The organism is Methanopyrus kandleri AV19, from assembly GCF_000007185.1.
Classification (GTDB): Archaea; JAADCQ01; Methanopyri; order Methanopyrales; family Methanopyraceae; genus Methanopyrus; species Methanopyrus kandleri.
In genome coordinates this window covers 846,117-858,386 of the sequence record NC_003551.1, presented here as the reverse complement: position 1 = coordinate 858,386, position 12,270 = coordinate 846,117, and the positions used below count along the sequence as shown (strand labels likewise).

Annotated in this window: 6 protein-coding genes; 4 read left to right on the top strand and 2 right to left on the bottom strand. The window is 62.5% G+C overall.

From position 1 onward, the window contains the following. The first annotated feature begins 83 nt into the window (after window positions 1-83). Together MK_RS04765 and nrdD are read left to right on the top strand one after the other, a co-directional pair. Window positions 84-1,706 carry a hypothetical protein gene (locus tag MK_RS04765; protein ID WP_011019270.1) on the top strand — a complete coding sequence of 541 codons (1,623 nt, stop codon included), beginning with the start codon at window positions 84-86 and terminating at the stop codon, window positions 1,704-1,706. Window positions 1,707-1,853: 147 nt separating this feature from the next. Then, complete coding sequence (gene nrdD, locus MK_RS04760) at window positions 1,854-3,629, top strand: anaerobic ribonucleoside-triphosphate reductase (RefSeq protein WP_011019269.1); 1,776 nt, start codon at window positions 1,854-1,856, stop codon at window positions 3,627-3,629. 373 nt (window positions 3,630-4,002) lie between these two features. Here nrdD and alaS read toward each other — a convergent pair whose 3' ends face one another. Then, window positions 4,003-6,750 (bottom strand): alanine--tRNA ligase, encoded by a 2,748-nt coding sequence (gene alaS / locus MK_RS04755; RefSeq protein ID WP_148679631.1) that lies wholly within the window; start codon window positions 6,748-6,750, stop codon window positions 4,003-4,005. A gap of 5 nt (window positions 6,751-6,755) precedes the next feature. After that, window positions 6,756-9,983 carry an isoleucine--tRNA ligase gene (gene ileS, locus MK_RS04750; RefSeq protein ID WP_272481016.1) on the bottom strand — a complete coding sequence of 1,076 codons (3,228 nt, stop codon included), beginning with the start codon at window positions 9,981-9,983 and terminating at the stop codon, window positions 6,756-6,758. Window positions 9,984-10,095: 112 nt separating this feature from the next. On the opposite strand from ileS, the gene cofG reads away from it, so the two are divergent. Further along, window positions 10,096-11,169 (top strand): 7,8-didemethyl-8-hydroxy-5-deazariboflavin synthase CofG, encoded by a 1,074-nt coding sequence (gene cofG / locus MK_RS04745; RefSeq protein WP_226988682.1) that lies wholly within the window; start codon window positions 10,096-10,098, stop codon window positions 11,167-11,169. After that, the gene (gene cofH / locus MK_RS04740) at window positions 11,150-12,259 is read left to right on the top strand and encodes a 5-amino-6-(D-ribitylamino)uracil--L-tyrosine 4-hydroxyphenyl transferase CofH (RefSeq protein WP_011019265.1); all 1,110 of its coding nucleotides are present in this window, start codon (window positions 11,150-11,152) and stop codon (window positions 12,257-12,259) included. Before cofG ends, cofH begins: the two co-directional genes overlap by 20 nt. Window positions 12,260-12,270 lie beyond the last annotated feature (11 nt).

The window sequence follows — 12,270 nt, the reverse complement described above, 5'->3', positions numbered from 1 at the left end:
CGCTAAGGTCTTCACTCAGCCAAGCGGCCCCTCCTCATCGAAATCTCGGTCTGTAGCGCAGTCATCACCGGGGAGGATCGCGGATGGAACCCGGATTCGAGCTAAAAGATGTTTTCAGGGAGAGTCCGAGAAAGCGAGGCCTCAGACCCGGACGTCACGCTTTTCGGGCCACGTTCCGGCGAGACCCCGTGTACCTCGAGTACAGAGCCCGCTGCGAGGATCCAGTCGGCGACGTGAGCGAGTTGTTGGCGGAGCGCTACAATACACCGGGGGATCTACTCGATCGCCTACAGATGTCCTCGTTGGACCTGGTGGTCCCAGCTCGACCTTACGTAGTTCGAGGTGGTCGCCCGTTCGCGGAGCCGGAACACTGCGACGTGGGGTTCGCCACGAGAGGTAGAGTCCTGTTAGCACTCGTTCGGGCGGTGATGGAGGCTCAGCGAGGTTCCGAGGACGTCGTTCACGCCGCTGCGACGTTCGCCTGCGCCCCGCTCCTCCAGTGCACGGGATATCGGGGGGATGAGTGGGATTGCGTCGATGAGCTGGCTCCGGTGCTCGACGCCCCGGATTCTCGGGAACTGAGTCACCGCGAGAGGAGCATCATCGAGTTCGCGGATCGCGCGTCGCTCGGGGAGAAATTCGTCCGGACTAGGGCCCCGAGTGTCGATCTTTACTTGGTCGAAGCGGTCGGTGAGGTGGAACCGGTAGCCGCGGAGTTCACGGACTACGCCGAGCTGTCACTCTACCGATCGGACTCGTGCTTCTTGGGTCTGCTCGTCGAGACACCGGAAGGCGTTCTCCCAGCCGACCCGGAGGAGCTCCTGAAAGCGCCCGAAGATTGGGACGTCCGCGTCGCCGTCCGCGGCCCTATTAATCCTGCCGAAAACCCGGATCCGCTGCTCGATCGGCACGAGATGGTTCGACTGGGTGAAGAGCGTGGTAATCTGAAGCAGCCCGAGGCGGACGTATGGGCGGGTGTCTACCGGTGGGAGGGGTGGTGGAAAGGACGTCGCTTCCGGCCGCTCCGGAGCGTACCGATGTCGATAGCTCGACTCGTATGGTTCGCACGGAGGCTCGATCTGGGGATGGTCCCCGAAACTTTGCCCGAGGAGTTCGACGTCGACGTCGAAGCTCCGACACCCTGGGAGGTGTGGATCGAAGGTGACTCGACGGACGCTTTCGAGGCCGGTTGCGCGGTCGCCATCGCGACGGGTTTGATCATGAGCTTGAACGTGCCCGTCGAGTCCTCGGAGCCGACGTCGGTGCTTCATACCGCGGAGGATCTGGAGGAAATCATAGGGGTACGACCGCTTCGTGAGGCACTGCGGAAGCTCGAGTCCGGGGTTTCCATCGGTTCTACGGAACCCGTGCGTGGTGTCAGGGTGAAGTCGGATGACGTCGTCTTGACTCTGAGCTGGGAGGACGCCGCCCACCTACCGTGGTGGGTGACTTCTCTGTCCAAGATCGGCGAAGACGTCGCCGAGAAGCTCGTGGAGCGGCCGGAACTCATCCGGGATCCCGAGTTCGTCCGAGAATACGTACGCACGGCACTGGCCTCGGAGCGCCATGCGTTCAAAATCTTTCGCGAATTGGTGGAAGAGCGAAGCCCCGATTTCGCTTCCTCCCTGCTGAGGTTCGCCGCTTCCGATCCCGAGATGAGCTTCGAGGTGCTGGACTGGCTCCGAGATATCTTGGAAGGACCATAACCTCGACCCTCGTTTTTCTTAACGAAAAAACCTGTACGGCTCAATTCGCCCGTGTGCTCAATACCCCCCGTCTACGTCGCGCCTACGTCCGCTTGTGGGCGAAGGGAGCTTACAGGAGGGTCCCAGCCCCCGTTACGGGGGGAGGGGTTGACCGGGATCCCCGAGGAGGTTCTTGAGGAACCCCTCCGGGTCGCCCGCAACGCCAACATGCTACCGACTCCGGAGGTCATCTCAAAGATCTTCCAAGACCGATGGCAAAAACGCCACTTCCTTAAGCACGTGCTGGACGGTAAGACGGCACGGGCGCACCTAGAGGGGTACATCCACATCCACGACCTCGACTACGCGTTGACCAGGTCGAACTGCTGCCAGCACGACTGCCGGTGGGTGCTGAAGTACGGGCTGTACGCTCGGAACCCGATCGGTCGGCTGACCTGCGTGAGCAAGCCCGCCAAGCACGCGGAGGTGGCCGTGTTACACATCCTGAAGTGGCTGATGACCTCGCAGAACTTCTTCGCGGGCGGCCAAGGTCAGGACTTCGTTAACTTCCTAGTAGCCCCTTATATAGCCGAGGAGGGACTGTCTTACGAGGAGATACGGCAGCTCGCCCAGATCATGATGTTCGAGGCCACTCAGGACCTAGTGGCTCGAGGAGGGCAGCCCGCCTTCACGAACGTGAACCTCGAGCTCACGTGTCCGGACTTCCTAGAGGACGAGCCCGCCGTCGGTCCTGGCGGGGAGATCGTGGGTACCTACGGCGACTTCGAGGAAGAAGCCATCATGTTCGCTCGAGCCCTCCTGGACGTGCAGCTGGAGGGTGACGCCGCGGGGGCTCCGCTCAAGTTCCCGCAGATAATCGTGAAAGTCCGACCCGGCTATGACAAGGAGACTCTGGAGCTCGCCTTCGAAGTCGCGGCCGAGAACGGGGCCGTGTACTTCGCCAACATGCTTAATCGGGACTGGCGCAAGCTCGTGGGCGACAACGTGAACTACATGGGATGTAGGACGTGCCTCGCCACCAACTGGACCGGAGACTGGGAAATCGACACCATCCGCACCGGCAACTTCGAGTACGTCACGCTGAACTTACCTCTCCTCGCCCACGAATCACGTGATGAGGACGAATTCCTGGAGAAGATTCGTGAGTACTGCGAGGTGGCCAGGGAGGCTCTCCTGGCGCGGTGGAGATGCGTCAAGAAGTGCCTGGAGGCGGGACTGTACGACGGGTGTCAGCGTTGGAAGCCGGACGGGGAGTACTACTTCCGGTACGAGCACACGACGTGGAGCCTCGGGTTCGTCGGGCTGGCCGAGGCGATCGAGGTCCTCACGGGATACGGCTTCTGGGAGGATCCCTCGGCGATGCGTCTGGCCGAGCGGGTGCTGGAGGAACTGAACGACGTGCGAGAAGAGTTCCACGAGCGGGATGGACGCAGGTGGTCGGTCGTGCAGTCACCGGCCGAATCGGCCGCCGAACGCCTTGCCAGGAAGTACCTGGAGAAGTACCCGGACGCGAAGGTACGCGGTACGGAGCACCGTCCCTACCTCACGAACTCGTGCCATGTGCCGTACGACGAGGACGTGAACGTCGTCGAGCGGGCCGAGATCGAGGCGAAGTTCCACCCCATGACCTTGGGAGGCCACATCACCCACTTCTGGCTCGGGGAGCGGACGGACCCGAGAAGCCTCATGAAGCTGACCGTGCGCGTGCTCCGTCGGAACACGATAGGGTTCCTCGCGATCACCAGGGATTACAGCGTGTGCGACCGGTGCCAGCGTACCTACGAGGGAGTGGTCGAGCAGTGTCCGGAGTGCGGCCGCAGGTGCACAATATGGTCGAGGGTGACCGGGTACCTGGCGCCAGTGGATTCGTTCGTGGACGGTAAAAAGCAAGAGCATAAGGAGCGCCTGCGTCACGAGCTTTGACCGCCCCTCCCCTCGCGACCCATACGTCGATATTTGTGCGACTGAAGATTTCGGACACTTGGAAGCCTTCCGCGGCTCGGCGAATTTTGTGCGACTAGAGATCTGACACTCCCACCCGCACCTCCACCCGGAGGCTGCACGGTAAACGGAAGCGTAATTTAGGAAACAGTATAGTATCCTTTTAACTCAAACCTCCGTGCCGGCTCTGTCACCGGTCGAGTCCGCAACAACATTCGCACAAATAAGAGCGGAGCGAGGAGCGAGGTGCGGCGGAAGATCATCAGGCGTCAGAACGGCGTGTTTCGTGGGGGAGGAGGGTCAGGACGTAAGGACCACCCTCCTCACCGGTCGTCCTCGGTGCCGGGGGTGTTCTTCATCCCCCGGCGAGATCCTCAACGATCTCCACCAGCCGATCTTCGGTTAACCCGTCGGGGTTCCGTCCACCACCCTGAGCCAGTCGCTCGTCTCCACCGCCACCACCTTCGATCAACTTCCCTATTTCACGCATTAGCTCGCCGGCCGGCGGTGCCGATTCGCCCGAACCCACGACGACTTGACAGGATCCGTTGGATACTATTTTCGCCACCAAGACCAGGTTCTCGTGCTCCTTGACGAGTTCTTCGACAGTACCGGCCACGGAGCCGACCTCGACGTCCTCCAGCTCCACGAGTGTGACTGTGAAATCGCCGACCCGGCGACCCTCCGCCGGCGCCGCACGTAGTTTCGCCTCCACCAGCTCCCTCTCCAAGCGCTCGATCCGCTTCCTCTGCTCCTTCCACTCCTCGAAGAACCTCTTCACGGTCTTGGGAAGGTTCTCCGGGTTCACCCGGAGTACCTCGCACGTCTCGCGCAACAGGTCCTCGGTCTCCCAAATGCGTTCCAGGGCCGCCTCACCGGCGGCGAACCTGATCCTCTCCACACCGTCCTGGATGCGTTCCCGACCCACGATCTTTATCGGACCGATCTCACCGGTACTGTCGCAGTGTGTACCCGCGCACGCCTGTACGTTCCATCCTTCGATCTCCACCACCCGGATCTCGCGTCCCGGGACCACACCGCCCTGGTACAGCTCGAACCCGTACCGACGTTCCGCCTCGTTCCGGTCCATGAACCGCTTGTTGACGGGTAAATCCTTCATCACGATCTCGTTGGCAAGACGCTCGATCTCCCGGAGCTCCTCGTCGGAGATCCGCCGGTGGTGAGTTACGTCGAGACGCGCCTCGTCCGTGGACTTATGGGCGCCGGCCTGCCAGACGTGATCGCCGAGGACGCGTCGGGCGGCCTCGAGGATCACGTGGGTCGCCGTGTGGTTTCTGGTCAGGCGCATCCTGCGCTCGCCGTCCACCTCGCACTCGACCTCGGCACCCTCGGGCGGTACGTCCCCGTCGATTCGGTGGAAGACCACTCCACGCACCTTCTGGACGTCCTTAACCTCGGCCTCCCCATCCTTCCAGCGCATCGTACCGCGATCTGCCTCCTGACCGCCTCCCTCCGGGTAGAAGTACGTGCGGTCCAAGACGACCCAGGCATCGCCGTTCACCTCGTAAGTACCGATCACCTCCGCCTTGAACTCGAGTCGCTTCTCGTCGTCGTAGAAGGCGAGCTCCGTCTCCGGCAGTTCCTCTTCCACCGCGATCCGCTCCAGTTCTTCAAGGCCCTCCTCGACCTCTTCGGGCCCCTCGTGTCGCTCGGCCACACGTGAATAGAAGTCGTCCGGTACTTCGACCTCGACGCCCTCGTCCTCGGCTATCTCGCGCGCCACCTCGGGTGGAATCCCATGGGAGTCGTAAAGCTCGACGAGGTCTTCGAAAGACAGTTCACCCTTCTCCTCGAGGCGCTTCCTGACCTCCTTCTTTCCGCGCTTCAACGCCCGAGTGTAGCGGTCGATCTCACACTCCAAGGCATCTTGGATGTACTCCTCACGCTCCGCGAGCTCCGGGTACGTGCCGCGAAGGTCTTCGAGGACCCTCTCGACTACCTCCAGCAGGTACTCACGCTCGGCGTCCAGACCGTCCAGCAGGCGAAGCGCCCTCCGGATCACGAGCCGAGCCAGGTAGCCCTCGCCGGCGTTGGACGGGACGACACCGTCGCCGAGCATGAACGCGAGGCATCTGGCGTGGTCCAGGATCCCGTACACGAACTCGACCGGCTCGGCGACCCGCACCAGCTCGTTCACGTCAAGGTCCAGTCTCCGGGCCACGCGATTCCGCAGGACCCGCAGATCGGACTCCGTCTCGACGTCCATCAGACCGGCGACCCTGGCCAGCTCACCGAGGATCTCACGGGCCTCCCCGTCGATCTCCACACCGAGGTCGCGGGCCGTGGCGTCCACGAGGTCTCCGAAGACCGCGTCGTACGCCGTGGGTTCGCCGGTCGTTATCCACGCGTACCGCTCGATACCGTACCCGGTGTCGACGATCTTCTGAGGGAGCTCCCTGTACTCCCCTCCCACCTGTTCGTACTGCATGAACACCAGCGTCGCGAGCTCGAGTCCGTCGACCACCACCTCGAAGCACGGGCCCGCGTTACCGCCGCCCTCCCACCACGACTCCTTGAACGCGATCTTCTCTTCGGGGATTCCGAGCTTTTCCACGGTGAACTCGTAGCACAGGCGCACGGTTTCCTCCTTCCAGTAGATGTCCCTCCGGTCGTGAGGGTGGTTGTTGAAGGCGTGGTGGCCTCCCATGTGGAAGAGCGTGAAGTGCCGCCCGGTCCTACCCACGTTGTCGATGTCGTTGAGCCGTATACAGGGCTGGTTGATCACTAGAGGGTTGGCGGGTGGAGGAACTTCCCCCGAGGTCACCCAAGGTTGGAAGCAGGCTATCGAGGCGATAGTCAGGTGGATATCGTCCCGCCACCTGGCGACGACGGGGTAGCGGTCGAGGACCTCGTGATCGTGCCGTTCGAAGAACCGGAAGAACTCCTCTCCGGCCTCCCATACGTCCAGTTTCACGGACGCCGGTGGGTCGCCGATGAAGGAGTACTCGACGCACGGGGTCTCGTTACACACCTCGGCCTCCGGCGGTCCCCAGAAGTACTCGCCGCACTCGGGACAGCGCTTACGCTCGAACCCGATCTCCTCGAAGAACTCCAGCTCGAACTCCGAGGGGTCGACCTTCATCCACTTCACCCCGAAACGACCACGGCGATGCGGATCGTCCTGTCCTCCACCTCCCACTCGCGCTCCAGATCGACTTCTTCGGGCCAACCCTCGTTCACGTGGAGCTCGTCCGCCCGCGTCTCACCACGTACGTATTCCGAGTGCTCTTCCACGGCCTCCGCGATCTCTTCGTCCGTTTCGATCCACACCCTGATCCTCTCCTCCAGGTTCAAGTCCAGCTCTTTCCTCATCTCCTGGACGCGACGAACGACCTCCCTGGCCCACGCCTCGGACTTCAACTCCTCGTCCAGCTCGACGAAGACGTACACCCGGCCGCCCTCGAACTCCTCGGCCTCCCAGCCCTCGGGCAGGTCCTCGGTCACCTTAACGTGCTCCTCCGTCAGGACGACATCCTCGCCGTCCAGCTCGGTCCTGTACTCCCCGTCCTTCAGGATCGACCGCGCCACCTCCTCCGCGCGGTCCTTGACGTGCTCGATCACGCGGCCCGCCAGCGATCGGAACTCGGGACCGATCTTATCGGGCCTCGGCTCGGCCACGGGTACCTTCTCCGGGAACTCCTCCCCGAGCTCGACCTCCTTGACGTTCGCGACGCGGGCCAGCACGTCCTTGAGGTCCTCTAGCCGCTTCGGATCCTCGACCTCCACGAACAGGCGACGTAGTGGCCAGCGTGTCTTGACCCCGGCACGCTGCCGGACCGAGAGGGCGGCCTCCGCGGCCTTCCGGACGAGCTCCATGGCCTTTTCCAGTCCCTCGTCGACCCATCGGTCGTCTACTTCGGGCCAGTCCGTGAGGTGAACGCTCTCTGGATCGTCGCCCGCGCGGACGTAATCCAGGTATATCCGCTCGGCGACGTGTGGCACGATCGGCGCCAGAAGTCTGACCAGCCGATCGAACGTGTAGTGCAGCACCGCGTAGACCGCGAGTTTCTCGGGATCGTCACCCTCCAGCCATACGCGCTCCCTGACCAGCCGGATGTACCACCGGCTGAGGTCCTCCGTGACGAAGCGGTACAGCGCGCGGGCCGCCTCATGGACGTGGTACCGCTCGAACGCGTCGGTGACCTCCTCCACCAGCGAGTTGATCCGGGAGAGCAGCCACCGATCCTCTGGCTTGAGGTGCTCCTCCAGATCCTCCAGCGGGTGTTCCTCGGGGTCGAACTCGTCCAGTTCCGAGTACATCTTCGTGAACCGGTACGCGTTCCACAGGACGTTGAGCGCCCGGTGGGTGTCGCGCACGTCCTGCCAGCTGAAGTGCATATCCCGCCAGGGTGCGTTGGAGCGCAGGACGTACCAGCGTAGGGTATCGGCACCGTACTTCTCAACGACGTCCATCGGGTCGACGACGTTACCCAGGGACTTGCTCATCTTCCGACCTTCCTCGTCGAGCGTGAACCCGTGCATGAGCACGGTCCTGTACGGGCACGTATCGAAGGTGACGACGCCACAACCTAGCTGCGAGTAGAACCATCCGCGGGTCTGGTCGTGACCCTCGGTGATGAAGTCCGCGCCCGCCTCCGGATCGTCGGGGTCACAGCGTCCCTCCTTGAGGAACCACCGCTCGAACTCGTCCTCGCGACGTGGGTACCCGAGCGAGGCCCACGCGGCGACTCCCGAGTCTACCCAGACGTCGAGCACGTCCGGCACGCGCCTCATGTAGGAGCCGCACTCCGGGCACTTCAGGACTACCTCGTCGACCCAGGGCCTGTGCAGGTCGGGTTCACCGGGCGGGAGACTGACCGCCTTCGCCTCGAGCTCGCTCAGCGAGCCGATCACCTCGAGATGACCGCACTCCTCGCACTCCCAGACCGGAAGCGGGATACCCCAGTACCGCTGACGCGAGATACACCAGTCCCGGGCGTTCTCGACCCAGCTTTTGAACCGGGAGTGACCCGCCCATTCCGGGATCCACTCCACCCGCTCTATCCACTCGAGCATCTCGTCCTTCACCTCAGTGACTTTGAGGAACCACTGCTCGGTAGCCCGGTAGATGATCGGGGTCTTACAGCGCCAACAGTGACCGTACCGGTGCTCCACGGTGTCCTCGTGCGCGAGGAGTCCCTTCTCACGTAGGTCCTCGACGATCTTCTCGTTGGCGTCGCGCACATAGAGTCCCTCGTACTTACCGCCGTCTTCTGTGAACGTACCGTCCTCGGCCACCGGGCAGTGCGGAGGCAGGCCGACCTCTCGGCCGAGCTCGAAGTCCTCCTCACCGTGACCGGGCGCCGAGTGGACGCACCCGGTACCCTCCTCCATCGTGACCCACTCGGCGGTGTACACGCGGTGGACACGGTCGTCCTCCTCGTGCAGCTCGCGCAGCTTGGGCACCTCCTCCCACAGCGGCGGGCGGTACCGGAGACCCTCCAGCGCCTCTCCCGGAAACGAGTCCACGATCTCGTACGAGTCCGTCACGACGGACAGCACGACCTTGAGCTTGTCAGCGACGATCAGGTGCCACTCCTCGCCGTCCACCTCGGCGCGCGCGAGGACGTACTCCTCCTCTGGGTGCACGGCGACGGCTAGGTTGGCGGGCAACGTCCACGGGGTGGTCGTCCAGATCAGCAGGGCTGAGTTCTCGGGTAAGTCGACCTCGGCGTCGGAATCGTCCTCGATCGGAAAGATCACGAAGATCGAGGGGTCCTCGACCTCCTTGTACTCGACCTCGTGGTCCGCCAGGGCGGTCTCACACCGCGGGCACCAGTTGACGATCCTCACGTCCCGGTCGAGGAGACCGCGCTCGTGGGCGCGCTTGAGCGTGTACCAGGCTCCCTCGATGTACTCGTTGTCCAGGGTCATGTACGGGTTGTCCCAGTCCATCAGGACGCCCAGACGCTTGAACTGCTCCGTCATGATCTCTACGTGCTTCAGGGCGAATTCCTTGCACTTTTCCACGAACTTGTCGACGCCGACCTTCTCCTCGATGTCCTTCTTGCACTCGATCTCGTCCGAGAGGACCTCCTGCTCGACCTTCACCTCGATCGGGAGACCGTGGCAGTCCCAACCGGGCTGCAGTCGGACCCGGTATCCGCGCATCAGCTTGTACCGGTTCACGGCGTCCTTGATGATCTTGTTCCAGGCTGTACCGAGGTGAATCGAGCCGCTCGCGTAAGGTGGACCGTCGAGGAAGTAGAAGAGAGGTCCGTCGCGGTTCTTCTCTAGGACCTTCGAAAGTAGGTCCATCTCTTCCCATCTCCGCTGAATTTCGCGCTCCAGTTCCTCGCCGAGAGCCTCGGCCATCTCCCCAGCCCCCACGACCTCCGAGGGGCCCGCCGCGTACCCCTTGATTACGTCTGTCCCGACGCGCTCAGGATTAAACCCCGCGGGTGACCGAAGCGACCGGGGCGGACGTTTGAAGGGCAACGATCTCCTCGAGCTCATGGACCGGGCGAACCGGTTGACCAGGGAGAAGTTCGGCACGGTGGTTTCCTACTCGAAGAACGTGTTCGTACCGCTCACCCGGTTATGTCGGAATCGGTGCGCTTACTGCACCTTCCGTCGGGAACCGGAGGAGGTGAGGTCGCCGTATCTCTCCCCGGAAGAGGTCTTCGAGATCGTGGAGAAGGGTAAGGAAGCCGGTTGCAAGGAGGTGCTCTTCACCTTCGGAGAGCGCCCTGAGGAGCGGTACGACGAGGCCCTCGAATGGCTGGAGGAGCACGGGTATTCGAGCACCGTCGAGTACCTCGTCGACCTCTGCCGTAGATGCGTGGAGGAGTACGACATGCTGCCGCACAGCAACCCCGGCGTGATCACGAAGCGGGAGATGCGGAAGCTGCGTCGTTGGAACGCCAGCATGGGCCTCATGATGGAGATACTATCGGAGCGGTTGTGTGAGGAAAGTGGTCCCCACGAACACTCTCCCGGGAAGCGCCCCGAGGAGCGTCTGAAGGTGCTGAAATACGCCGGGGAGTTGAAAGTACCTTTCACCACCGGGATACTGATCGGCATCGGCGAGACGTGGGAGGAACGCGTGAAGACCTTGGAAGAGATCCAGAGAATGCACGAGCGGTACGGTCACGTTCAGGAGGTGATCGTTCAGAACTTCAGGACGAAACCGGGAATCCCGATGGAGGACCACCCCGAACCCACACCCGCCGACTTACTACGGACGGTCGCGACGGCGCGGCTGATACTGCCGGACGTTCCGGTCCAAGTACCCCCGAACCTGAACCGTGAGACGGGTCAGCTCGCGCTGTTGGCGGGCGCGAACGACTGGGGCGGAGTTTCCCCCGTGACGAAGGATTACGTGAACCCCGAAGCCCCCTGGCCCGAGATCGAGGAGCTGAAAAGACTGACCGAAGACGTCGGTTTCAGGTTAAGGGAGCGGCTCCCTATTTACCCCGAGTACGTCCGTCGGGGCTGGTACCATGCCAACATCTCAGAAGTCGTCGAGCGGCTCTCGGACGATGAGGGATTCGCCCGATGAAGTCAGCGTCGACGAGCTGGTGAACATGGCCGTGGCCGGTGGCATCGACGAAGGAACGGCGTTGGACGCCTTACAGGGTAAGCTGGACCCGTACAAGGTAATGCGGGCTGCACACGAGGCCCGACTTAAGATCGTCGGTGAACACGTCACGTTCGTGGTGAACAGGAACATCAACTTCACCAACGTGTGCATTAACAGATGTCGATTCTGTGCGTTCCGGAGGGATCCGGACGACCCGGATGCTTACCGTATGACGCCGGAGGAGGTGGGCGAGCGGGCAGCGGAAGCCCGTGACGCTGGAGCTACGGAAGTATGTCTTCAGGGCGGACTGCATCCCGAGGCGACGTTTGAGTACTACCTGGAAATGTTGGACGAGATCAAGTCCCAAGCCCCGGACATCCACGTGCACGGGTACTCACCGATGGAGGTGAAGTACTGCGCCAAGCTGGCGGGAGAGGACATCGAAGACGTACTACGAGAGCTGAAGCGAGCCGGTCTCGATTCGATGCCCGGAACGGCCGCGGAGATATTCTCCCCTGAGGTGAGGAAGCGGCTATGTCCTGATAAGTTGGAAGCCGATGAGTGGGAACATATCATCAGGATCGCGCACGAGTTGGGAATTCCCACCACTTGTACTATGATGTACGGTCACATCGACTCACCGAGGGACTGGATCGACCACATGAAGCGGCTTCGAGGGATCCAAGAGGACACGGGAGGCTTCACGGAGTTCGTGCCGCTCTCCTTCGTACATTCGAACGCACCGATTTACCGACGAGGAGGGGCGCGACCCGGAGTATCGGGTATGACGGACGTACTCGTGCACGCTGTGGCCCGATTGTACTTCGGACCGTTGATTCCGAACATACAGGCTTCCTGGGTGAAGCTCGGAGTGAAGCTGGCTCAGATGACGCTGCACGCCGGGGCGAACGATCTAGGTGGCACCCTCATGGAAGAGAACATCTCCCGGGAGGCCGGAGCGACCGAGGGCGAGCAGCTCGAGCCCGAGGAGATAGTGGAGATCATTCGGGAGGCGGGCTTCACCCCCGTGCAGCGCACCACGCTCTACGAGCCGGTGAAGGTGTACTAAGGTAGGGGGCG